This window comes from Pseudoclavibacter sp. RFBB5, assembly GCF_002931555.1.
Taxonomy (GTDB): domain Bacteria; phylum Actinomycetota; class Actinomycetes; order Actinomycetales; family Microbacteriaceae; genus Pseudoclavibacter.
This window is the reverse complement of the sequence record NZ_PSTZ01000001.1, coordinates 94,042-116,874: the sequence shown is the minus strand read 5'-3', so window position 1 is coordinate 116,874 and position 22,833 is coordinate 94,042. Positions and strand designations below refer to the sequence as shown.

The window sequence follows — 22,833 nt, the reverse complement described above, 5'->3', positions numbered from 1 at the left end:
CGGGAGTTAGTGAAAGGGCGTGGTGGTCAAGCCCGTGGAGACGGAGTGTGCCGCGCAGACGTGGACCGGCAGCGCCCGGCGAGTTGCCGGCGCTGCCGCGAGTCGCTGCGATGGCGGTGGCGCGCGCGACGACCTAGGCTCGCGTGCCATGCGGATCGTCGTGTCGGGAACCCATGCGAGTGGCAAGAGCACGCTCATCAGCGACTTCGCGGCCGCGCATCCGGAGTACCTCGTGCTGCCGGATCCGTTCGAGGAACTCATCGACGACCGCTTCGATGAACTCGACGCGGTCCTGTTCAGCCGCCAGCTCGACATCGCGGCTCACCGGCTGGCCGAGCTTCCGGCGGGCTCCAACGTCATCGCCGAACGCGGGCCCGTCGACTTTCTGGCCTACCTGCACGCACTCGATGCGCTCGGCAGGCCCGGGCGGTCGCGCGCCGCCATCCAGCGCGGGACGGCGCTCACGAGGCAAGCCACCGAGCAGATCGATCTCGTCGCCCTGGTCCCCCTCGCCTATCGGGACCAGATCGCGGTCGGCGAGGACGAGGACCTCGAACTTCGGGATGCCATGAACGACGCCCTCCTCGACCTCGCCGCCGAGCCGGAGTTCATCGGCCCCCGCGTCGTGGAGCTTGCGGGCGATCTCGCCGAGCGCCTCGCCCAACTCGAGGCGGCAACCCTCCGACCCTCGACGTGTGACCAACTTCCGTGATGAAACCTCCGCACCCAAGGTTTCGGGGCTCCGAAGTATCGTTTCGTCACGGAAGTTGGCCAGGCGGCGCGGATAGAGGCGGCGTAGCTGGAGAGGCGACGGAGCTGGGAAGGCGCCGTCGCTGGTGAGGCGGAGAGGCGGCAGAGGCCCCGCGCCTCAGTACTGCTTGCCGGGGATCCAGCTGGTGCCGGCCAGCGGCACGTTGGCCATGGCGGCCGACTCGACGGTCAGCGCGACGAGGTCCTCCGGCTCGAGGTTGCGGATGTGCGACTTGCCGCACGCGCGGGCGATGGTCTGCGCCTCCATGGTCAGCACGCGCAGGTAGTTCGCGAGGCGTCGCCCGCCCTCGACTGGGTTGAGGCGGGAGGCGAGCTCCGGGTCCTGCGTCGAGATGCCGGCCGGGTCGCGCCCGTCTTGGAAGTCGTCGTAGAAGCCCGCGGCCGAGCCGATGTCGGCGTACTCCTGCTGGTAGCGGGGGTCGTTGTCGCCGAGCGCGATGAGCGCGGCCGTGCCGATCGCGACCGCATCGGCGCCGAGCGCCATGGCCTTCGCGACGTCGGCGCCCGTGCGGATGCCGCCGGACACGATGAGCTGCACCTTGCGGTGCATCCCGAGCTCCTGCAGCGCTGCGACGGCCTGCGGAATCGCGGCGAGCGTCGGGATGCCGACGTTCTCGATGAACACCTGCTGCGTTGCAGCCGTGCCGCCCTGCATGCCGTCGAGCACCACGACGTCAGCGCCGGCCTTCACGGCGAGCGCCGTGTCGTAGTAAGGGCGGGATGCGCCGATCTTCACGTAGATCGGCTTCTCCCAGCCGGTGATCTCGCGGAGCTCGGCGATCTTGATCGTGAGGTCGTCGGGGCCCGTCCAGTCGGGGTGGCGGCTCGCGGAGCGCTGGTCGATACCGATGGGCAGGGTTCGCATCCCGGCCACACGCTCGGTGATCTTCTGCCCGAGCAGCATGCCGCCGCCGCCAGGCTTCGCGCCCTGCCCGAGCACGATCTCGATCGCGTCGGCCTTGCGCAGGTCGTCCGGGTTCATGCCGTATCGGGAGGGCAGGTACTGGTAGACGAGGTGCTTCGACTGGCCGCGCTCCTCCGGCGTCATGCCGCCGTCGCCGGTCGTCGTGGAGGTGCCGACCTCGGACGCGCCTCGGCCGAGGGCTTCCTTGGCGTTCGCGGAGAGGGCGCCGAAGCTCATGCCCGCGATGGTGACGGGGATGTCGAGGTGCAGCGGCTTCGAGGCGAAGCGGTCGCCGAGCACGACGTCGGTGCCGCAGCGCTCGCGGTACCCCTCGAGCGGGTAGCGCGACATGGATGCGCCGAGGAACAGCAGGTCGTCGAAGTGCGGCAGCTGCCGCTTCGCACCCCACCCGCGGATGTCGTAGATGCCGGTGCGGGCGGCGCGCTGGATGTCGGAGATCGTCGCGCGGTCGAAGGTCGCCGACTCGCGGAGGCCGAGCTCGGCGAGCTGCGCGGGCGACTGGGTGGGAGTTGCGGTGACCGTGGATGTGGGCTGTTCGATGAGCGTCATGGCTGGCTCTCTCTGCTCGGCCTAGTAGGCGTTGTCGACGTTGAAGTGGTAGAGCTTGCGGGCCGAGCCGTAGCGCTTGAAGGCCGCCGGGTCGTCGTCGCGGCCGGCGGCGAGCAGCAGCTCGGCGAGTTCCGCGAGGTGCTCGTCGCGCATGGGCTTCTCGATGCAGTCGGCGCCGAGCGATTCGACGGTGCCCTGCACGTAGATGCGCGTCTCGTAGATGGAGTCACCGAGCGCTTCCCCTGCGTCGCCGCACACGACGAGGCGTCCGGCCTGCGCCATGAACGCCGACATGTGGCCGATGCTGCCGCCCACGACGATGTCCACGCCCTTCATGGAGATGCCGCAGCGGGCCCCCGCGTTGCCGTCGATGACGACGAGACCGCCGTGGCCGGTCGCGGCCGCCGACTGGGAGGCGTCACCCGTGACGTGCACGGTGCCGCTCATGATGTTCTCGGCGAGCCCGACGCCGGCGTTGCCGTTGATCGTGACCGAGCCCTGCTGGTGCATCCCGGCGGCGTAGTAGCCGACGTGCCCGTCGATCGTGACGTCGATGGCGGAGGTGATGCCGACCGCGACGTTGTGCTTCCCGGCGGGGTGCTGGATGCTCCACCTGGTTCCGCCTTCGGCCGTCTGCACTGCCGCGTTCACGACTCGCACATCCTGGCCCGCGAGGTCGATGGTGGTAGTGGTGGCTGCCGCCGAAGCTGATGCCGGAGCCGCCGCCGGAAGCGACGTGGGGGCCGGTGCGACCGCCGGGGCTGCCGCGTACTGGGTGCTGTCTAGAGTGACCACGTGTAGACCTTTCCGGGGACTGGTTCGAAGATGTCGGCCGATTCGATGCCGGGGAGCTGCGCGAGGGCGCGGTATTCGGAGGCCATGGCCACGTAGTCGTCGGTGACGGCGACGATGGCTGGCTTGCAGGCGATGGGGTCGCGCACGATGGCCATGCTGTCGGCGGTGGTGACGACAAGCGTGTAGAAGCCGTCGAAGACCTCGCCGAGGTTGATGAGCGCTTCCTCGAGGGTGTCGCCCTGCTCGAGGCGGGAGGCGATGTAGCGGGCGCCGACCTCGGTGTCGTTCTCGGAGTCGAACTGCACGCCAGTGCGCTTCAGCTCGCGGCGGATGGACGCGTGGTTGGAGAAGGAGCCGTTGTGCACGAGGCACAGGTCGTCAGCGACGGCGAAGGGATGCGTGCCGCCCGCCGTCACGGCCGACTCGGTGGCCATGCGGGTGTGCGAGACGCCCTGGCTGCCGGACATCGACTCGAGGCCGTGGTTGGAGGCGACATCCATGGGGTTGCCGACGCTCTTCATGACGGCGAGGTGGCCGCCGCGGCCGATGATCGTGGCGGTCGGGAGGGCCGCGCTGACCGCATCCGCGAGGAGGCTCGTCGACAGCTCCCCGCTGACGAGCGTCGTGTCCCCGACGACCGAGACCTTGGGGGCGGCGCCCGCAGGCAGGGTGCGCTCGAGCTCGGCCGTCAGCTCTTCTGCGATGAGCAGCTGCGTGCCCCCGAGCAGGCTGAGGGTCGACGCCGCACTGCCGGTGAGGTCTGGGTTGTCGTAGACGGCGAGGCCGGCGGAGTCGGGTCCGCGGTCGACCATCTCGCAGAGCATGGTCGAGAGCAGGTCGCCCATCTGCGGCCTGAGCTGGGGGTTGCGCAACTGCAGCGCGGCGATTCCACACACGGGCGTGGTCCTTTCGAGGGGGTGAGCTGGTCTGGCTTCTGGATGCGGGCGGTTAGAAGGCGGTGAGGTAGGTGTCGAGCTCCCAGTTGCTGACCTGGGCGTGCCAGGTGAGGAACTCGGTCTCCTTCGCGTCGGCGAAGTAGCGGCCGGTGGCCTCGTCTCCGCTGAGGCTGGCGAGGATCACGGGGTCGTGGCGCAGCGCTTCGACGGCGTGGAGGAGCGTTGCGGGGAGCACGGCCGCGCCCTCCGGCGCCTGCCCTGGCCCCGACGGGTTGCCCGGGTCGATGCTGTTGTCGATGCCGTCGATGCCCGCCATGATGGCCGTCGCGACCGCGAGGTAGGGGTTGGCGGCACCGTCACCCGAACGGAGCTCGACGCGCTTGTTGTCCGGCACGCGCACCATGTGCGTGCGGTCGTTGCCGCCGTACGACGCCTTGCGCGGCGACCAGGTCGCCCCGGAGCTGGAGGTGGCCGTGCCGATGCGCTTGTACGAGTTCACCGAGGGGGCGAGGAACGCCTGCAGCGCGGGGGCGTGCTCGAGGAGGCCGGCCACGAAGCCGTACGCGACGGGCGAGAGGCCGAGGCCGCGCGCATCCGCTTCGCTGTCGGTGCCCGTCGTCGCGGGGAAGAGCGGCTCGTCCTGCTCGCTCCAGAGGGAGAGGTGCAGGTGGAGGCCCGTGCCCGTGCGGTTGGTGAAGGGCTTGGGCATGAACGTGGCCGTCATGCCGCGCTCCTCGGCGAGCACGTTGAGGATGTAGCGGAGCGTGATGACCCGGTCGGCCGTCGTGAGCGCGTCGGCGTAGTCGAAGTTCTGCTCGAACTGGCCGGCGCCGTCCTCGTGGTCGTTGGCGTAGTTGCCCCAGCCGAGCGAGTTGATGGCGGTCGAGACGGATGCGAGGTGGTCGTACATCCGCGTCACGCCTCGGGCGTCGTAGCAGGGGCGCGGGCCGTTGTCCCGCTTGTCCGCCGGGGCGAGGGTGCCGTCTTCTGCACGGTCGACGAGGAAGTACTCGACCTCGGCGCCGACCTTGGCCGTCATGCCGCGTGTGGCGAGCTCGGCGATGGCGCGCTTCAGGATGTTCCGGGGCGCGTACGGCCACGGCTTGCCGTTGACGTGCGGGTCGCAATGCACGAGCGCGAGCCCCTCGCGCACGAACGGCAGCGGCGTGAACGAGTCGAGGTCGGGGATCGCGATGAGGTCGGGGTCGTGCTGCTCCTGGCCGATGAGGCCGGCGGCGAAGCCCGCGAACCCGAGGGCGCCCGCTTCGAGCTCGTCGGCCGCCGAGGTCGGCACGAGCTTCGCGCACGGCTTCCCGTTGAGGTCGACGAAGGTGGCGAGGATGAAGTGCACGCCATGCGCCTGCGCGAGGTCGCGGAGCGTGATGCGGTCGCCGGCCGCGAGGCTGTCCCCACCTGGTGGGGTGGCCTCGACCAGCTTGGGGGCTAGTTGCGTCATGGTCGTCTCCCGCATGTTGTCGATGTTACCTGACATGAAACCTTGTTCGCCAATAGTAGACATGCAGATGTTTCCAGAGCGTTCGCCGCTGTAAACACTGGGTTACGGCGGTGGCACGGCGCGGGCGGCGGCGGCGCGCGCAGACACTGCCCTTGCGCACCCGGGCGCGCCGAAAGGCAGGCACAACCCCCAGGTCTGGCGAAGCCACATCCGCAGACCTCGCAGTTGCACATCTCCGCGCGTGCCTTCACCTGCACAACCCTCAGGTCTGGCGTCGGGTGATGAGAGCCAGCAAGCCGGGCACTGCGTAACGGGTACTCGCAGGAACTCCCTCGATGTCGGTGGTCCGCCATACGCTCCTGGCATGGAGTACACGAACCTCGGCCGAACCGGCCTCCGCGTCAGTCGCCTCGCCCTCGGCTGCATGAGCTTCGGCGACCCGAATCGCGGCCTGCACAGCTGGACCCTCGATGACGACGCGGCGGCGCCGCTGCTCCGCCAGGCGGTGGAGCTCGGCATCACCTTCTGGGACACCGCGAACGTCTACCAGCAGGGCACCAGCGAGGAGATCATCGGCCGCGCGATGCGCCGCTTCAGCCGACGCGAGGACATCGTGCTCGCGACCAAGGTCTCCGGCAAGATGCACGACGGCCCCGGCGGCTCGGGCCTCTCCCGGAAGGCTATCCTCGAGCAGGCGAATGCCTCTCTCGAGCGGCTCGGCACCGACCACGTCGACGTGCTGTACATCCACCGGTTCGACGACGCGACCCCGGTCGAGGAGACGATGCAGACGCTCGACGACCTCGTACGCGCGGGCAAGGTGCGCTACCTCGGCGCATCGTCGATGTACGCGTGGCAGTTCGCGAAGCTGCAGCAGGCGGCGGCCGTCGGCGGATGGACGCCCTTCGTCGCCATGCAGGACCAGTACAACCTGCTGAAGCGCGAGGAGGAGCGGGAGATGATCCCCATGTGCGCCGACATGGGCGTCGGCCTCGTGCCCTACTCGCCGAACGGCAAGGGGCGCCTGACCCGCCCTCTCGGCCAATCGTCGTCACGCGCCGAGGTCGACGCCGTCGCGAAGGCGTTCGACGCCGACGCCGATGGCCCGATCATCGATGTTGTCGAGCAGATCGCTGCAGAACGCGACGTGCCGATGGCTCGGGTCGCGCTCGCCTGGGTGCTGCGCAACCCGACGGTGGCGGCACCGATCGTGGGCGCGACGAAGGCCAGGCACCTCGACGATGCCGTCGCCGCGCTCGAGCTGACGCTCACCGATGACGAGGTGGCGCGGCTCGAGGCGCCCTACGTCACCCAGCCTCCGTTCTGGTGGTGACGGCGCGGCTCGGCGTAAACACTGGGTTACGAGCGATCGCCGGGAGGTTTCGCACCGCCCGCCGCAGCTCCTCGTCGCGATGGAATGGCCACACCTGCCCATCCACGAAAGGCACCCCATGCCAGCTGCACCGCTCTTCGACCTGTCCGATACCCGCGTCGTCATCACGGGCGGCACGAAGGGCATCGGCTTCGGCATCGCCAGCGTGTTCGTGCAGGCGGGCGCGCGCGTTGCCGTCGCTGGCCGCTCTCAGACGGGAGTGGATGCGGCCGTCGCCTCGCTCGAGGAGCTTGCGGGGCCGGAGGAACCAGGGCGCGTGGTCGGCTTCACGGTCGACGTCGCCGACCCGGAGTCGTGCCGCGACCTGGCCGCATCTGCTACCAACCTGCTCGGCGGTATCGATGTGCTGTGCGCCAACGCTGGCATCTTCCCGCAGGCCGAGCTCGACACGATGACGCCGGCACAGCTCGACGAGGTGCTCGACACGAACGTGAAGGGAACGATCTACGCCGTGCAGGCGTGCCTGCCCGCCCTGCAGGAATCGGGGCGAGGCCGGGTCGTCATGACCTCATCCATCACGGGCCCGATCACCGGCTACCCGGGATGGTCGCACTACGGCGCGTCCAAAGCGGCCCAGCTGGGCTTCATGCGCACGGCGGCGATCGAGCTCGCCAAGCACACGATCACCGTCAACGCCGTGCTGCCAGGCAACGTCGAATCGGCTGGACTCGAGGAGATGGGCGAGCAGTACCTCGCGTCGATGACATCGGCCGTGCCGCTGCGGAGACTCGGCCGCGCGGAGGAGATCGGCTTCGCGGCGGCGTTCCTCGCGAGCAGGGAAGCCGCATTCATCACCGGTCAGACGATCGTCGTCGATGGCGGACAGACGCTCCCCGAATCACCCGACGCCGTCGCCTGATCCGCAGCACCGCCCTCAGACAACCCTATGCCCACTCCCAGGAATAGCTAGCTAGCCTAACTATCCGGCCAACCACTTCGAACCGAGGAACCCCATGAGCCTGCTCGAGATCCCCCGACCGTCGGCACCCCAGTCGGCAGTAGAGGCGACCCCTCGCCGACTGCGCTGGCTCTCACCCGCGAACGGCCTTTGGGTGGCCATGCGCGAGACCCCGACGGGCGACGACTTCGCCGGGTTCGTCGAGCTCGTCCAAGGAGAGTTCCGCGCCCACGACGGCCAGGGCACCTTCCTCGGCGCGTTCGAATCGCGCGAGTCCGGGCGCGACGCGATCGAGGGCGCAGCCCGCTGACGATCTGGGTTCCAGACTGCGGGTCGAAACCGACCGACTGGTAAAGTTGGCGGGACCAGACACCAACGACCAGCGACTCCCCCGTCGCCGGCCGTCACGCGCCAGGGCAGAGCCCGCGCGAAGCGGTCCGCCTGGGATGCCGCTGGCCTACCGCGAGATTGGATCCCATCCCGCATGCCTCTCCTCACCATCCTCATCGGTGCCCTCCTCGTCGTGACCGGTGCCGTCGCGTACTTCGTCAGCGACACCGGCAGCCTCACGGCTCTCATCCCAGCAGCAGTCGGCGTCCTGCTCGTGATCGCAGGCCTCATCGCCCGCAACCCGAAGCTCCGCAAGCACGCCATCCACGGCGCGCTCGCCGTAGCACTGCTGGGTGCCCTCGGCTCGCTCATGAACGTCGCTCAGCTCGGCGACCTCTTCGCCGGCACGGCCGAGCGCCCGGGCGCGATCATCAGCAGCACGATCATGCTGGTCCTGCTCGTCGCGCTCATCACGGCCGGCGTGCGCTCGTTCATCGCCGCCCGCCGCGGTCGTCAGGCGCCCGCGGTCGCGCAGAGCTAGCCAGTTGCTCGCCACCCCAGGCTCTCCTGGAAGCGGATGAGATAACCGTCGGGGTCCGTCACGAGACATTGACGGACCCCGATGTCGCCCCCGCCGACCCGATTCGTTCACGCACTCCTGCCGGTCCTCCCGCTAACGCTGGCGACGGTCGTCGCAGTGCTCGCGGTCTGGGCCCTCGTCCTTGCCATCAAGGCGCTGCGCAAGTACCTGCGGACCCCGGATACACCCCAGTAGCCTGGGTTGCAGTCGCCGGCTTCGCACGAGATCGACTGAGCTGCCGCCGCATCTTCGCCGGGAGGTGGTCACCAGGACAGCGGCGTCATCCTTCCGTTCAGGAGCACCCGCAGGGCGGCGTGCACCTCGAGAGCGCTCCGGCGGCGATCTGCCGGATCGATGTTCTGCACAGCGAGTCGGCACGCGTGTTCGAGTTCCCACTCGGTGACCCCGTCGGGGAGGCAGAGCATCCACTGCACCCCTCGAGGTGGCTCGGGCACTCCGGCGTCCACCAGGTATCGGGCCATCTCGTCGTGGTCGCCGGTGACGTCCGCATCGCCCGAGAAGGTGCCAGCCGTGGACGCATCTCCGCGCCGCACGCGGCCGGTCTCGTCGACCGGATCGTAGCGAGCAGGCTCCTGGTACACCCAGCTCGGCCCCGCGAGGTAGGCGATGAGCGCGTGCCACTCGTTCGGATCGAGCCGCATGAGCTCCACTGTCTGCGGCGGCTCCTTCGCGAAGTCGTCCCACGACCAGCTCGGCAGCGCGTCCCGCGCCGCGAGTATCACCTCGGTGTCATTGATCGGCATATCTCGGCCCCCCCAGCCTGAATTCCCCGTGCACGCGCCGACTCGAGCCGACGGTGCTGCAGGCTATTGTCGCGCATCCGCTACGCCGCCGAGTCCACGACGGGTATGAGCACGAGCCCCACGCTGGGGAGCGTCAGCGCGTGCGACTCACCAGAGGCGAGCGCGGGGGCTGAAGAACGGCAGTGCGATGGGCTTGAACACGACGCCCCGCGAGGCCTTCACGAGGCCGACGATCGAGAGCACGACGTGCGTCACCGAGAGTGCGAACCAGATGGTGATGGGGATGCCGATCGGGTAGAACGTCGACGAGTACTCGTCCAAGGTCATGAGGAACGCGATGTGCAGCGCGATGAGGATGACCGAGGAGATCAGGTAGGTGATCCCCCAGTTGGCGGCGTTCGTCCGGTTCCGCTCCCCGGCCTCGGTCGCCGGTGCGCGCGACCGTCCGACCGCCGTCATGACGATTCCCGCGACGATGGCGCTCACGAACGGGAACGGGATGAGCGCGAGCAGCCCGACGCCCCACTGCGCGGCCCCGTTCGCGAGAGGCCTGACGAGGAGAACCTGCTGGGGCTGGCCCATCGGTGGCGGGAACTGCGCAGCCTGCTGGTCGGTGTGCGCTGCGTACTGCGCAGCGGCCGGCGGCGCCGGCTGGGCCTCGGGCACTGCATCCGGTACCGCGGCAGGCTCCTGCTGCGGTGCCCCGGATGGCGCGAAGTACAGGTTGTTGGCCCACGACCCGGAGCCGGTGAGCTGCGGGCGCTTCTCGGCGGGAAGCCCGAGCGCGTGGCGGATGAGCGAATCCACGCTCGCCTCGTCGTCGCGGACCATGCCCTGCGCCTCGGTCAGCATCTCCGGGAAGGGGTTGTCGTCGTCCGTGACGCCCAGCACGTGGATCTCGGCGACCTCGAGCAGCAGGTAGCGACCGCGGTTCGCGGGGTCGTTCAGCGCGTTGCGCGCCTCGGCGATCTGTCGCTGCGTCTCCTCGTCGTGCGGGAGCTGCGCGAAGAGGCGCTCGAGGTTGGCGACGCCCTGGTCGTAGTCGCCGAGGATCGCCATGGCAGGCGCATCCCAGATCGTCGAGGGAACGAGGCGGCCGGACCCGGAGACGAGCAGCTCGTGCACGAGCGGCACATCCCACTTCCACTCCGAGAGACCGGTGACCCGCGTGAGCGGGGCCCCCTGACCTGGGATCTCGTCGACAACGTAGAGATAACTGCGGTTCGCCATCATCCGAGCCTAACGGCCGATGCCCGCGGCTCGGGGTCGCGGTCGGCGACCCCGGACGCGGGCATCGGGGCCAACATCCATGATGGATGCGCGGATCGCGAGCTCAGAGGCCGCGCGAGCGCTCATCCATCACGGGAGTTGGTCAGTGCCAAGCTTGAAACCTTCGAGGAGGCGTGAGCTACTTGCCGAACAGGTCTCCGAGGCCGGGGATATCGAAACCGAAGTTGCCTGCCTGCTCCTCGACGCCGCCGAGGAACTGATCGCCGGCTCCTGAGAGCTGCTCTCCGGCACCGGCGAACTGGTCGCCGAATCCGCCGACCTGCTCGCTGAGACCGGAGACGGTCTCGCCGATGCCGCCGAACTCACCGAGGTCGGCCGTGAGCCCCTCGAAGCCCTCGATGCCGGACGCGGCGATGCCGTCGAAGTCGATACCGGATGCCATCGCGTCGCCGAGCAGCGGCAGGGCGACGGAGCTCGCCACGGCGCCCCCGACGACGCCGAGCGCGATACCGCCGAGCGCTCCCGCACCGGCCGCAGCCGCTCCGGCTCCCGCGACGCCCATGCCTCGGCCGAAGCGGGAAGAGCCGCCACGGCTGGAACCGGGAGTGAAGTTGCCACCGCCACGCGAGGAGGCGATGCGCTTTCCCGCGCCGAGCACCTTCGCCATGAACCCGGGCCGCTGCACTTCTCCGCGCGTCGCGGCGCGGGCCAGGTCGTCCGGCGAGCTCGACTGGGGGCGGTCGTACGGGCCGGACTCGGCGCTCAGGCGCTCGCGCACCTGGTCGCGCTGCTCAGGCGTGAGGCGCTGGAACGCCTCACGGTGGGCCTGCTCGAGCTGATCGGGCGCAGCCGTCTTGAGGAGGTAGTCGTACTTCGCGACGGCCGCCTTGTCGGCGGCGCTTCCCGACCCGGCGCTCGCGCCGGGACGTGAGCCGTAGCTCGGTGCGCTCGGCGGCCGCTGGTCGTACCGGCCCTGCTGGCCGTACTGGGGCGCCTGCCCCGGGCGGCCCTGCTGGTTCTGGTAGCCCTGCTGGTTCTGGTAGCCCTGCTGGCCGCGCGACTGCTGACCGTCGCCGGTCACCTGGTCGGCGACCTTGCGGACCATGTCCTTCCAGTCCCCGGAGCCGCTCTTCCCGCCGCCCCGGTTGCCGGAGTTGCTGGAGCCACCGGAGTTGCCGAGGGCCTTGGAGGCCGCGCCGAGAATCTTGTTGAAGTCAACCATGCGCTTATCGTGACCCACCGTTCTATGGAAAACGTATGGGGCGCATCCGGTTCCGCTCAGAGCGTTGCGGCCGCGTCACGCCGGTCGGTGCCAGCCGCGAGGCGGACGGGGGCGAGATCGAGAGGTGGCTTCGGCGCGGGATGCATGCTCGGCTCGAATGTCGGCGGCACCGGCTACGTTGACGCTATGCAGTCGAACAGCCCAGTCCACGCTCCGGAGTTGAGCACCCGATGAGCAAGCGCGCGGTGCAGGCCGGCGCGGCCGCCGATGTGCTCGCCCCGCACCTCGAGCGGCTGCGCACCGAACTCGAGATCCCCGTCGACTACCCCGCCGACGCGCTGCTCGAGGCCGAGGCAGCTGCGGCACTCGAGTTCGACGCCGGACCAGACTCCGTCAGGCAGGACCTCCGCGACCTGCCTTTCGTGACCCTCGACCCCGTCGGGTCCCGCGACCTCGACCAGGCCTTCTTCCTCCGACGCGTCGCGGCAGCCGACGCTGAACCCGCCCGGTTCGAGGTGTTCTACGCGATCGCCGACGTCGCCTCGTTCGTCGAGCCGGGTGGCGCGCTCGACGCCGAGACCCACCGGCGCGCCCTCACCGTGTACGGCCCCGACGGCCGTTTCGGCCTGCATCCGACCGTCCTCAGCGAGGGTGCCGCGAGCCTGCTCCCCGACGTCGACAGACCGGCTGTGGTGTGGCGGATGCGGCTCGACGCGTCGGGTGAGCCGCTCGACGACATCGACGTACGTCGATCCGTGGTCCGTTCGCGGGCGCAGCTCGACTACGCGTCGGTGCAGCGACAGCTCGACGACGGAACCGCCGACGAGCTGCTGCAGCTTCTCGCCGAGGTGGGTCAGCTGCGCATCGACGCCCAGTTCACGCGCGGGGGCGCAACGCTCGAGGTCCCAGACCAGGAGATCGAGCGCAGCGAAGATGGGACCCGCTACCGGTTGGTGCTGCGCGAGCCGCTGGCGAGCGAGGAGTTCAACGCGCAGCTGTCACTGCTCACCGGCATCGCCGCGGCGAGGCTGCATCGCCTCGCCGGAGTCGGCATCTGGCGCACCCTCGATGAGGCTCGCCCCGAAGATGTCGAGCGCCTGCGCCGTGTCGCCACGGCCCTCGGGTTCGACTGGACCCCGAGCTCCTCCTACGCCGAGTTCGTGCGAACCATCGACACGTCGCGTCCCGAATACGCGGCGTTCGCGACCGAGGCGACCCGACTGTTCCGCGGCGCGGGATACGCGGCGTTCGGAACGCCGGAGCATCCTGAGGTCCCGCGCGGCGCATCGCACAGCGCTATCGCGGCCGAGTACGCGCACGTCACGGCGCCCCTCCGACGCCTCGTCGACCGGTACGGCACCGAGATCGCGCTGGCGTTCTGCGCCGGCCGAGAGGTGCCGTCCTGGGTGGTGGATGCGCTCGGCGCGCTCCCGGCTGAGATGGCAGCGGGGTCGCAGCGCGCGAACGCGTACGAGCGAGGAACCGTCGACCTGCTCGAGGCAGTGCTGCTCGGACCACTGGTCGGCGAGGAGCTCGACGGGATCGTCGTCGAGTCCTCACCGACCGGTGAAGCCACGGAGCGACGGGCGAAGGCGACCGTGCTGCTGCGCGATCCGGCGGTGAGGGCGAGGGTCGTCGGCGACGCCTCGGCGCTCGAGCTGGGCGCCCCGGTCGTGGTTCGCGTCGAGTCGGTCGACCCGGACAGGCGGACGGTCACACTCAGCGTCGTCTCGCCGGGCGCCTCCGAACTCGAGCGCTGAACGCCCGGCTCTGGGCGCCTAGATGGAGGTCCAGGTGAACGAGTAGCCGTTGCCGTTGCGGTGGCAGGACTCTGTGATCTTCGTCCACGAGCTGATGTACGTGCGCTGCACTGCCTGGCAGTCGGCGAGCGATCCGCCGGTCCAGTACATCTGCTCCGTGCCGGCATTCGCGATCGCCGGAGCGGAGACGGCGATGCCGACGGCGAAGAGGGCTGCGGTGATGCTTGAGGCGATTCGACGCATGAGAACTCCTTCGACAGGCCCGGCTGGTCCGGGATGTCGGCGAGCGTAGACCCGCAGATTGCGATGCACTCGCACTGCAGGGCGCGTGCGGGAGGCGGGGAGAACTCCCCTCCCCGCGATGGCGCGCGAGTCGGCGAGGCCCTGGATGTTTCCTCCGCGATCTCGCCCTCGTTCGCAGGCGGCGGTGCTAGTCGAACTCCGCGAACGGGCACGGACGACAGCACGGGTCGGGCCCCGAATAGGATCGACAGCGTGCATCCCACGATCTCCCCCACGCGCGCCACGCACCCGAGGACCCGCCGATGAGGCTCGCTGTGATCGGCGCCGGGCAGATCGTCGCCGACTTCCTTCCCCACGTGGCCGACGTCCCCGGGCTCGAGCTCGCCGCGATCTCCGGTCGCCGTCGCGAGCGTCTCCAAGAGCTCCAGACGCAGTTCGGCATCGAGCGGGTCTACACGGACCTCGACGAGTGCCTCGCTGACGCGTCCGTCGACACGGTCTGGGTCGCCGTGCCCAACTCCCTGCACTTCGAGGTCTCCCGCAAGGCGCTCGAGGCCGGGAAGCACGTCATCTGCGAGAAGCCGTTCGTGCTCGAGAAATCGGAGCTGCAGGAGCTGCGCGCCCTCGCGACGGAACGCGACCTTATTCTCATCGAGGCCATCACGACGCAGTACCTCGCGAACTACCGCTGGATCAGAGAGCACCTCGACCTGGTCGGCAAGGTCAAGCTCATCCAGTCGGACTACTCGCAGTACTCCTCCCGCTATGACGCCTTCCGCGAGGGCACCGTGCTGCCGGCCTTCGACCCCGCGCAGGGCGGCGGAGCGCTCATGGACCTCGGCATCTACGCCATCCACTTCGTCGTCGGGCTGCTCGGCAGGCCGAAGCACGTCAGCTACACGCCGAACGTGCAGCGCGGCATCGACACGTCCGGCGTGCTCGTCCTCGATTACGGCGACACCACGGCCGTGTGCGTCTGCGCGAAGGACTCTGACGGCCCCATCCGCAGCAAGATCCAGGGCGAGGACGGCTGGATCGTCGTCGACGGCCCGCCGAACGTCATGGCCTCCGTGAGCTACGCGACCCGAGACGGCGCCGCCGCGCAGGTCGACCTCACGAAGTACCCGCACCGCGTGGTGGAGGAGTTCCAGGAATTCGAGCGCATCATCCGCGAGCACGACACAGACGCGCGAGACCGCCGTCTCGACCACAGCGCCGACGTGCTCTCGGTCGTCGTGGCTGCGCGCGCGGCCACAGCAACACAGAAGGAGACTGCATGACCACCCAACTCGTACTCGTCGCGAATGCAGGCGAAGGCTCGATCTCGGTGTTCCGCTTCGACGGCACCGCCCTCGAGCGGCTGTCCGTCGCTTCCGGGCTGACCGGATGCTCGAACTTCGTCGTCGACACCGACCGAGACTTCGTCTATGCCGCGGTGAAGGGCAGCCCGGCGGGAATCGTGACGCTGCGCCTCGACCGCGAGTCGGGCGAGCTGACGCAGGTCTCGCGGCGCGATACGCCCCGCGGTGGACTCAACTACGTTGCGCTCACGAAGAACGGGTCCGCGTTGCTCGGCGCCGCGTACTCGGCGAACCACGGCCTCATCGCGCCGGTCGATGACGGCGAGGTCGGCGAGCCGACGGCCGTCGTCGAGCACCTGCACCTCCACTCGGTGGCCCCGAGCAGCGACGGCCGCTTCGCGTACTTCGTCTCGCTCGGCGACGACCTCGTGGGACAGTACGCGATCACGGACGACCTCGACCTCGAGCCGCTCGACCCCGTCGGCGAGGCAGCACCGGCCGGCAGCGGGCCCCGCCACATCGTGCTCAACGGAGCAGAGACCGACGCCTACGTGATCACCGAGTTCAGCGGCGAGGTGCTGCGCTTCGCGCGCGACCAGGCCACGGGCATCCTGTCGCTCGTCGACGCGGCGAGCTTCGCGGACGCACTCCAAGGCCTCCAGCGGGGGACTCTCGGTGCGAATCCGCTCGAGCCCCGTTCCATCTGGGGCGCTGACGTGCACTGGGGTGCGGACGAGCAGTTCCTGTGGACCTCCGAGCGCACGACGAGCACGCTCGCGCCCCTCAAGGTCTCCGAGGACGGCTCACTCGAGGACGCGCGAGCGTTCACGGTCACGCAGCAGCAGCCGAGAGGATTCGGGATGAGCCCAGACGGGCACTTCCTCGTCGCCGCGGGCGAGGGTTCCACGCAGGTGTCGCTGTACGAGGTCAACGGCAACCACCTCACCGAGCTGCAGCAGGTCGAGACCGGCAGCGGCGCCAACTGGGTGCGCTGGGTCTGACGCCCGCCCGGCTCGCCGGTCAGCACCGAGGCTCAGTCGGTCGAGACCCTCGCGATGTGCAGCGCCAGGAACGCGATCTCCTCGTTCGGCAGCTCCTGCTCGTACTCCTGACGCACGAACGCGCGCACACGCTCGGCCGCCGAGACGGCGGCCGGGTAGCGCTCGCTCAGGCTGTTGAAGAGGAAGTCGTCGGCGCTCGTCGCGAGCTTGCCGTCGAAGAAGCGCCGCGCGAAGTACTGCAGGTGCGCGACGAACCGCGCGCCGTGCAGCTCGTTGTTGTGCAGCTGCCTGCCCGTGGAGTGGGTGACGACCGTCGCCACCTGGCTGACGAGCTGTACGATCCGCATCGAGTCGACCCCGGCGTTGCCGGTATCGGCGTTGACCAGGTGGAACGCGATGTTCGCGGCCTCCTGCTCCGGCAGCTCGACCCCCGTGCGGGTGTTGAGCATCGAGACGGCCGTGAGACCGATCTCGTACTGCTTCGGGTAGATGGTTCGGACTTCCCAGGCGAGCCGGTTCACCGTCGCCAGCCCCTTGCGGTGTCGTTCGACAGCGAAGTGCAGGTGGTCGGTGAGCGCGAGGTAGATGTGCGGATCGAGGTCCAGCCCACCGGCCTCGGCGCGCGCGACGATCGCCCTCGTGAGCTCGATGTACTCCCCCGGAATCTGGGTGAGCAGGTCCTCGAGGTTGCGCTGGTCGCCCTTCGGGAGCGAGACGAACACCTGGTTCGCCCCGTCCTGCACGACTTCCTCGCCCGGCTTGCGCCCGTATCCGATGCCTTTGCCGAGCACCACGAACTCGGTGCCGTGCTCGTCAGCGGCGAGCACGACACTCGAGTTGAGAACTTTTCTGATTGTCTGCATTGGTGTGTCTCCGTCGACACTGCCTGTGCGGCCACCGTGGGGCGGCGCGAGGCTCAGGACAGATCCGCTCCGTTCGTCGCGATGACCTTCTGGTACCAGTAGAACGAATCCTTGCGGCGACGTTCCATTGTTCCACGCCCAAGATCGTCCATATCCACGTGGATGAACCCGTAGCGCTTCGTGATCTGGGAGGTGGATGCGCTGATGCTGTCGATGGGGGCCCAGCTGGTGTAGCCGAGCAGGTCGACGCCCTCATCCACCGCGCGGATCATCTCCTCGAAGTGCGCGCGGAAGTAGTCGATTCGGTACGGGTCGTGGATGGTTCCGTCCTCCTCGAGCTCGTCGCGCATCCCGAGACCGTTCTCGACGATGAACAGGGGCTTGTTGTAGCGGTCGTAGAGCTCGATGAGCGAGATGCGAAGCCCGGTGGGGTCGATCTGCCATCCCCACTCGCTCGACGAGAGGAACGGGTTCTTGACCCCGAGGATCGTGTTGCCCGGCGTGCGCTCCGCGTCCGGGTTCACCGACTCGGTGAGCGACATGTAGTAGCTGAACGAGATGAAGTCGACCGGGTGCTCGCGGAGCAGCTCGGCGTCGCCGTCCTCGAACGGAATCTCGACGCCCATCTGCTCGAGGGCCTTGAGCGCGAGGCGAGGGTAGGCCCCGCCGGCCTGGACGTCGGTGCAGAGGAACAGCATCCGCTCCTTCGCCTGCGTCGCCGCGACATCGTCGGGGTGGCAGGTGTTCGGGTACGTGGTCAGCATCGTGAGCATGCAGCCCATCTGCGAGTCCGGGTACTGCTCGTGGAGCAGCTGCGTGGCACGCGCGGATGCGACGAACTGGTGGTGGAGCGCCGTGTAGCAGGCCTGCTCAACGCTGCCATCCACGGTCTCCTCGATGATGCCGCCCGACGTGAACGGGTGACGGATGATGCCGTCGATCTCGTTGAAGCTCAGCCACTTCGTGACGAGGTGGCCGAACCGGTCGAAGCAGGTGCGCACGAAGCGCTCGAAGAGCGGCAGGATGCTGCGGTCAGCCCACGCGTTGTTCTTGAGCGCGAGGTGCAGCGGCGGGTCGTAGTGCGCGAGCGTGACGAGCGGCTCGATGCCGAGCCGGCGCATCTCGGTGAAGAAGTCGAGGTAGTGCTGCACCCCTTCCTCGTTCGGCTCCAGCTCCTCGCCGGTCGGGTAGAGGCGGGTCCACGCGATCGACACGCGCAGCACCTTGAAGCCCATCTCGGCGAAGAGCGCCAGGTCCTCCGGGTAGCGGTGGTAGAAGTCGATGCCGCGCCGCTTCGGGTAGTACGTGAGCTCGTCGGGGTCGGCCATGGCGGCCTGGATGCTCTCGAGCGTGTTCACGTGGTGGACCGCGTACTGCTTGGGGTCGGCCTTCGGCTTGTACGTGTTGACGTCAGTGACCGCGGGACCTCGCCCGCCGTCCTTCCACGCGCCTTCGACCTGGTTCGCGGCGATCGCGCCGCCCCAGAGGAATCCGTCAGGCAGTGCCATTGGCAAGCTCCTTCTCTACGTTGTGGTGTGTGGCGGCGATGCTCGCGAGCGGGTCGCCGATCGTGGTGTGCCCGGAGGCGAGGACAGTGACGGGGAACTTCGCGGAGTTGACGACGACGACGGGGGTCGTCGTGTCGCAGCCCGCCGCGCGGATCGCCTCCAGGTCGGCCTCGATGACCAGCTGCCCCTGCTCGACCCGGTCGCCCTGGGCGACATGCACCGTGAAGGGGGCGCCGTCGAGCTTGACCGTGTCGAGGCCGACGTGCACGAGGACCTCGACCCCATCGTCCGATGTGACGCCGATGGCGTGATGCGAGTCCATGAGCGAGGTGACGGTGCCGGCGATGGGGGCGCGGACCGCACCGGAATCGGGCTGGATGGCCACCCCGTCCCCGAGCACTCCTCCGGAGAACACGGGGTCGGTGACGCTCGAGAGCGCGACGACCTCGCCGGTCATCGGAGCGATCACTGTCGCGGCGCCGGCCGGAGCTGCAGCTGCCGCTGCTGGCTGCGCGACCGCCGCTGAGCTCGACTCGGCCGACGCTCCCAGAGCATCCGCGTCGACACTCTCGTCACGCAGTGACGGCGAGGTCGAGTCCTTCCACGTGATGAGCGAGATGATGAACGCCACCGCGATGCCGATGACCGCGCCGATCGCCGCGTGCACGATGTTCATGGGGTTGAGGCCGTCCACGAACATCGTGAAGCTCGCGAGGCCGGGGCCCACGAGCGCGAAAGCCGAGACGACCGTGAGACCCAGGTAGGCACCGCTGGCGAAAGCACCGGCCATCACGGAGACGAGCACCTTGCGGTTCTGCAGGGTGACGCCGTAGATCGCCGGTTCGGTGATGCCGAAGAGCGCAGAGATACCGGCGGAGACAGCCGTAGCGCGCAGACGGTTGCTGCGGGTGCGGAGCGCGACGGCGAACATGGCGCCGGCCTCGGCCATGTTGTGGCCGAGCGAGGCGACGAGGTAGAACGTGTCCTTACCCGTCTGCGCCATCGTGGCGATGGTCGGTGGGATGAAGGCCTTGTGCATGCCGACGGAGATGACAAGCGGGAGCAGCGCGGCGAGGATGGCGACCGCGACCCAGCCGAGCGTGTTGTAGAGGCCGATCATGGCCCCCGTGAGGATCGAGCCGAGCCAGAATCCGACCGGGCCGAGCACCAGGATCAGCAGCGGCGCGACGATGAGGTAGCACATGAAGGGCGCGAAGAACACGCGGATCGGCCCCGGCGAGACCTTGTTGAAGAAGCGCTCGAGCGGCCACAGCAGCAGCACAGCGAGGATCGACGGGAAGACCTGCGAGTTGTAGTTGACCGCCTGGACCGGGATGCCGAAGAGGGAGACCCCGCCGTCCTGGTTGATGAGGGTCGTGAAGTTCGCGAACAGCAGGATGGCCACGACGCCGAGCGCGAGCGGACGATTGACGTTGAGCTTCTTTGCCGTCGTGTAGGCGACGAGGAGCGGGAGGAAGGCGAAGACCGCGTCGGGGATGGCCGAGAGGAGGAGGTAGGTCTCGGACTCGACGGACAGCCAGCCGAGAGCCCCGGCTCCGACCAGCAACGACTTCAGGATGCCCGCACCGGCAATGGCGGGAACCAGCGGCGAGAACACGCTCACGATGAAGTCCATGAGGACTCCGCCCGCGCGCTTCCACGAGAACTCACGCCGCGTTGCGGTGCCCCCGGCTGCCGGAGCATCCGCCGTGCCGCGGCGTTCGCGCTCGATCGCGTCGAAGATAGGGACCACGTCATTGCCGACGACGACTTGGGTCTGCGCACCGCTGCGCACGGCGCCGAGAACGCCGGGAAGCGACTTCAGCGCGTTGAGGTCGGCCAGGGCGTCGTCGGCGAGCGTGAAGCGCAGTCGCGTGCTGCAGTGAGTGAGCCCGCTGATGTTCTCAGCGCCGCCGACGCCAGCGAGAATCGCCTTCGCGTCATCCTGTCGAGTCATGATGGGTCCTCCTTTGGATCCAAGGGGTGGGGGAAGTAGGTGGACGCCTGCCTGGAAAAGTGGGCACAAAAAAAGGACCCGATCGCCGTCACGTGAGTGAAGCGTTCGGATCCTGCCTGCTTGACCAGTTACATGTCCTGCCGGGAAGCTACCACAGGATTCCGCCGACCAGCGAATCGGATCGACCGGCTGTTAGCGTCGTGCCGTGACCGAGCCGACCATCCGCCCTGCTGTTCCCGCCGACGTGCCGCAGATCCTCGACCTCATCCGCGGGCTCGCCGTCTACGAGCGCGAACCCGACGCGGTCAAGACGACCGAGGAGCAGCTCCACCGCAACTTCTTCGGCGAGAACCCCGCGGTGTTCGCGACGGTCGCGGAAGCGCCGCGCGAGACCGAGGCCGGCGCCGACTCCACGCGCCTCGACGGCATCGCCCTCTGGTTCCTGAGCTACTCGACGTGGGAGGGCGAGCACGGCATCTGGCTGGAGGACCTCTACGTGCGGGAGGATGCGCGCGGCGGGGGCATCGGGAAAGCGCTGCTCGGCTCGCTTGCGCAGGAGTGCGTCGCGAAGGACTACCGGCGCCTCGAGTGGTCGGTGCTGAAGTGGAACGAGCCGTCGATCGGGTTCTACAGGAGCCTCGGGGCGTTCCCGATGGATGAGTGGGACACGTTCCGGCTCACGGGCGATCCGCTGCAGGCGCTCGGCCGCTGAGCAGGATCTCCGCGAGCCAGCCCGCAGCTTTCGGCACGGATCCCCGGCGGGTGGCAAACGACACGTGCCGCTCCCCCAGGTCCTGCACGGCGGGGCGCAGCACGACGTCGAAGTCGGGGTCGATGGCGGCATCCGTCGAGAGGGCGAAGCCGAGCCCTTCGGCGACGAGGCCATGGATCATGTAGAGGTCGTCGGTGCGCATCAGCTCGCGAACGGGGTAGCCGAGCGACTGGCCGACACGGCGGGATGTTCCCGATGGGCGCGAGCGGGTTCGTGCTCGGCTTCCAGATGGGGATCTTCTCGTTCATCGGGGTCGAGCTCGTCGGCACTGCCGCCGCCGAGACCGAGAACCCCCGCAAGACGCTGCCGAAGGCCATCAACTCGATCGTCGCACGCATCCTCATCTTCTACGTCGGCGCCCTCATCGTCATCATGAGCGTCACGCCGTGGGACAAGATCGAGCCGGGCAAGAGCCCCTTCGTGTCGACGCTCGCGATCGCCGGCTTCGGCCTCGCGGCGTTCGCGTCGACCAGCAGGCAGGGCGTGCCGACGAAGGCCGTCTTCTTCACCTGCGTCTTCCTCTTCTCCGCCATCCCGCTGCTCTTCGCGGGCGACGAGGTCATCGCCGCCTTCACCTTCGTGTCGTCGATGTGCGCGACCCTCATCCTCTTTACGTGGGGCTCCATCGTCGTGAGCTACATCGTGTACCTGCGGCGCTACCCCGAGAAGCACCGCGCGTCGAAGTTCAAGATGCCGCTCGCACGCGTCGCCCCCTGGCTCGTGCTCGCGTTCTTCGTGTTCATTGCCGGCACGCTCATCTACGGCGAGGACACGCGCCTGCCGTTCCTCGCAGCACCCGTCTGGTTCCTCATCCTCACCGTGCTCTGGCAGCTGCAGAAGCGGAAGCTGCAGCGGGAAGGGCGACCGCTGACGGCTCCGATCCCGACCATCGCGCATCCGCTCGACGAGGACGAGTAGCGCGGCCCGTGTCGCGGACACCGGGTCGGCGCCGTTGTCGGGGGTGGCTGGTACCGTTCCCGGCGTGAACATCCTGCTGCTTTCTCGCTGCACGGGTGCGCTGGCACCCTTCCTCGCCGACTCGACTGGTGGGGCAGCTCCGCTCCGCCTCGGCTACATCGACGACGCTCAGGCGGCGTTCGCGGAGGCTCCGTTCGTGCGAGCGGAACGCGATTCGGTGGCGAAGCTCGGCCATGAGATCGTCGGGATCACCGTTCGCGACTTGGACCCGACCGAGTTCGAGCGCGTGCTGGAAGGGCTGGATGCGGTGTACGTGGCCAGTGGGAGCACCTTCGCGCTCCTCGAGGGGCTGCGCGTTTCCGGCTGCGACGAGCCCCTGGTCAGGTTCGTGCGAGCGGGGCTCCCCTACGTCGGCTCCAGCGCCGGGTCAATCATCGCGGGTCCCGACGTCACGCCTGCGTCGCTGATGGATGATCCTGCGGATGGGCCGACGCTCACGGATCTCGCCGGCCTCGGCTTGGTGGAGCAGACGGTCGTCCCACACGCGGACGGGCAGCTGCCGCCCTACCCACCGGAGCTGATCCGCAGAACCCTGGACGCCTATGGCCCCGACTACCCGTTGCTCCCCCTCGCCGATGACCAGGCGCTCGTCGCCACTGGAACTGGTGCGAAAGTGATCGAGTCACCCTGCACAGGGTGAT

The 22,833-nt window shown here is 68.8% G+C and carries 24 protein-coding genes; 12 read left to right on the top strand and 12 right to left on the bottom strand.

From position 1 onward, the window contains the following. Window positions 1-148 precede the first annotated feature (148 nt). Window positions 149-712, top strand: a complete 564-nt coding sequence (locus tag C5B97_RS00575; RefSeq protein WP_104310578.1) for an AAA family ATPase — start codon at window positions 149-151, stop codon at window positions 710-712. Window positions 713-868: 156 nt separating this feature from the next. Here the strand turns inward: C5B97_RS00575 and C5B97_RS00570 are convergent, their stop codons facing one another. The 4 genes from C5B97_RS00570 to glnT are packed head-to-tail and all read right to left on the bottom strand — an operon-like array spanning window position 869 to window position 5,428. Next, window positions 869-2,245, bottom strand: coding sequence for an FMN-binding glutamate synthase family protein (locus C5B97_RS00570; protein ID WP_211892179.1), 1,377 nt, complete (start codon window positions 2,243-2,245; stop codon window positions 869-871). A gap of 21 nt (window positions 2,246-2,266) precedes the next feature. After that, on the bottom strand, window positions 2,267-3,040 hold the full coding sequence (locus C5B97_RS00565; RefSeq protein ID WP_104310206.1) for a protein glxC: 774 nt from the start codon (window positions 3,038-3,040) through the stop codon (window positions 2,267-2,269). Beyond that, window positions 3,028-3,936, bottom strand: coding sequence for a glutamine amidotransferase (locus tag C5B97_RS00560; RefSeq protein ID WP_104310205.1), 909 nt, complete (start codon window positions 3,934-3,936; stop codon window positions 3,028-3,030). Before C5B97_RS00560 ends, C5B97_RS00565 begins: the two co-directional genes overlap by 13 nt. A gap of 52 nt (window positions 3,937-3,988) precedes the next feature. Continuing rightward, the gene (gene glnT / locus C5B97_RS00555; RefSeq protein ID WP_249312681.1) at window positions 3,989-5,428 is read right to left on the bottom strand and encodes a type III glutamate--ammonia ligase; all 1,440 of its coding nucleotides are present in this window, start codon (window positions 5,426-5,428) and stop codon (window positions 3,989-3,991) included. A gap of 328 nt (window positions 5,429-5,756) precedes the next feature. On the opposite strand from glnT, the gene C5B97_RS00550 reads away from it, so the two are divergent. The 5 genes from C5B97_RS00550 to C5B97_RS17820 all read left to right on the top strand — a co-directional run bounded on the left by C5B97_RS00550 (window position 5,757) and on the right by C5B97_RS17820 (window position 8,788). Beyond that, a complete protein-coding gene (locus C5B97_RS00550; RefSeq protein WP_104310204.1) occupies window positions 5,757-6,725 on the top strand; it encodes an aldo/keto reductase in 969 nt (322 codons plus the stop codon). 118 nt (window positions 6,726-6,843) lie between these two features. After that, the gene (fabG, locus tag C5B97_RS00545; RefSeq protein ID WP_104310203.1) at window positions 6,844-7,644 is read left to right on the top strand and encodes a 3-oxoacyl-ACP reductase FabG; all 801 of its coding nucleotides are present in this window, start codon (window positions 6,844-6,846) and stop codon (window positions 7,642-7,644) included. A 94-nt stretch (window positions 7,645-7,738) separates the two neighbouring features. Beyond that, window positions 7,739-7,993: a hypothetical protein gene (locus C5B97_RS00540; protein WP_104310202.1), complete on the top strand. Its 255-nt coding sequence runs from the start codon at window positions 7,739-7,741 to the stop codon at window positions 7,991-7,993. Window positions 7,994-8,167: 174 nt separating this feature from the next. Continuing rightward, the gene (locus C5B97_RS00535) at window positions 8,168-8,554 is read left to right on the top strand and encodes a hypothetical protein (RefSeq protein ID WP_104310201.1); all 387 of its coding nucleotides are present in this window, start codon (window positions 8,168-8,170) and stop codon (window positions 8,552-8,554) included. 81 nt (window positions 8,555-8,635) lie between these two features. Beyond that, window positions 8,636-8,788, top strand: a complete 153-nt coding sequence (locus C5B97_RS17820) for a hypothetical protein (RefSeq protein WP_181026838.1) — start codon at window positions 8,636-8,638, stop codon at window positions 8,786-8,788. 68 nt (window positions 8,789-8,856) lie between these two features. Here the strand turns inward: C5B97_RS17820 and C5B97_RS00530 are convergent, their stop codons facing one another. The 3 genes from C5B97_RS00530 to C5B97_RS00520 all read right to left on the bottom strand — a co-directional run bounded on the left by C5B97_RS00530 (window position 8,857) and on the right by C5B97_RS00520 (window position 11,809). Further along, window positions 8,857-9,357: a DUF5956 family protein gene (locus tag C5B97_RS00530; RefSeq protein ID WP_104310200.1), complete on the bottom strand. Its 501-nt coding sequence runs from the start codon at window positions 9,355-9,357 to the stop codon at window positions 8,857-8,859. A 147-nt stretch (window positions 9,358-9,504) separates the two neighbouring features. After that, window positions 9,505-10,587, bottom strand: a complete 1,083-nt coding sequence (locus tag C5B97_RS00525) for a DUF4870 domain-containing protein (protein ID WP_146080682.1) — start codon at window positions 10,585-10,587, stop codon at window positions 9,505-9,507. Between the two features lie 178 nt (window positions 10,588-10,765). Continuing rightward, the gene (locus tag C5B97_RS00520; protein ID WP_181026837.1) at window positions 10,766-11,809 is read right to left on the bottom strand and encodes a hypothetical protein; all 1,044 of its coding nucleotides are present in this window, start codon (window positions 11,807-11,809) and stop codon (window positions 10,766-10,768) included. A gap of 230 nt (window positions 11,810-12,039) precedes the next feature. Here C5B97_RS00520 and C5B97_RS00515 point away from each other — a divergent pair, with 230 nt between their 5' ends. Further along, window positions 12,040-13,569: an RNB domain-containing ribonuclease gene (locus C5B97_RS00515; protein WP_104310198.1), complete on the top strand. Its 1,530-nt coding sequence runs from the start codon at window positions 12,040-12,042 to the stop codon at window positions 13,567-13,569. Between the two features lie 18 nt (window positions 13,570-13,587). Here C5B97_RS00515 and C5B97_RS00510 read toward each other — a convergent pair whose 3' ends face one another. Then, complete coding sequence (locus C5B97_RS00510; RefSeq protein WP_068477982.1) at window positions 13,588-13,812, bottom strand: hypothetical protein; 225 nt, start codon at window positions 13,810-13,812, stop codon at window positions 13,588-13,590. Between the two features lie 302 nt (window positions 13,813-14,114). On the opposite strand from C5B97_RS00510, the gene C5B97_RS00505 reads away from it, so the two are divergent. Both C5B97_RS00505 and C5B97_RS00500 read left to right on the top strand, forming a co-directional pair. Then, window positions 14,115-15,092, top strand: coding sequence for a Gfo/Idh/MocA family protein (locus tag C5B97_RS00505; RefSeq protein WP_104310197.1), 978 nt, complete (start codon window positions 14,115-14,117; stop codon window positions 15,090-15,092). Further along, window positions 15,089-16,114 (top strand): beta-propeller fold lactonase family protein, encoded by a 1,026-nt coding sequence (locus C5B97_RS00500; RefSeq protein WP_104310196.1) that lies wholly within the window; start codon window positions 15,089-15,091, stop codon window positions 16,112-16,114. The genes C5B97_RS00505 and C5B97_RS00500 overlap by 4 nt, the downstream gene beginning before the upstream one ends. Before the next feature lie 32 nt (window positions 16,115-16,146). On the opposite strand, the gene C5B97_RS00495 is transcribed toward C5B97_RS00500, so the two are convergent. From C5B97_RS00495 to C5B97_RS00485, 3 genes are read right to left on the bottom strand one after another with little or no spacing between them, the layout of a single operon-like run. Then, a complete protein-coding gene (locus C5B97_RS00495; RefSeq protein ID WP_104310195.1) occupies window positions 16,147-16,977 on the bottom strand; it encodes a PRD domain-containing protein in 831 nt (276 codons plus the stop codon). 53 nt (window positions 16,978-17,030) lie between these two features. Further along, window positions 17,031-18,485, bottom strand: a complete 1,455-nt coding sequence (locus tag C5B97_RS00490; protein WP_104310194.1) for a glycoside hydrolase family 1 protein — start codon at window positions 18,483-18,485, stop codon at window positions 17,031-17,033. Then, window positions 18,472-20,442: a beta-glucoside-specific PTS transporter subunit IIABC gene (locus C5B97_RS00485; RefSeq protein ID WP_104310193.1), complete on the bottom strand. Its 1,971-nt coding sequence runs from the start codon at window positions 20,440-20,442 to the stop codon at window positions 18,472-18,474. Before C5B97_RS00485 ends, C5B97_RS00490 begins: the two co-directional genes overlap by 14 nt. A gap of 205 nt (window positions 20,443-20,647) precedes the next feature. On the opposite strand from C5B97_RS00485, the gene C5B97_RS00480 reads away from it, so the two are divergent. Then, window positions 20,648-21,154 carry a GNAT family N-acetyltransferase gene (locus C5B97_RS00480; protein WP_104310192.1) on the top strand — a complete coding sequence of 169 codons (507 nt, stop codon included), beginning with the start codon at window positions 20,648-20,650 and terminating at the stop codon, window positions 21,152-21,154. Here the strand turns inward: C5B97_RS00480 and C5B97_RS00475 are convergent. Then, window positions 21,120-21,356, bottom strand: coding sequence for a hypothetical protein (locus tag C5B97_RS00475; RefSeq protein ID WP_258067812.1), 237 nt, complete (start codon window positions 21,354-21,356; stop codon window positions 21,120-21,122). The two genes, C5B97_RS00480 and C5B97_RS00475, sit on opposite strands and share 35 nt — an antisense overlap. 53 nt (window positions 21,357-21,409) lie before the next feature. Between C5B97_RS00475 and C5B97_RS00470 the strand changes: the two genes are divergently transcribed. Further along, on the top strand, window positions 21,410-22,132 hold the full coding sequence (locus C5B97_RS00470; protein WP_258067810.1) for an amino acid permease: 723 nt from the start codon (window positions 21,410-21,412) through the stop codon (window positions 22,130-22,132). 64 nt (window positions 22,133-22,196) lie between these two features. Further along, on the top strand, window positions 22,197-22,832 hold the full coding sequence (locus C5B97_RS00465; protein WP_104310191.1) for a Type 1 glutamine amidotransferase-like domain-containing protein: 636 nt from the start codon (window positions 22,197-22,199) through the stop codon (window positions 22,830-22,832). Window position 22,833 lies beyond the last annotated feature (1 nt).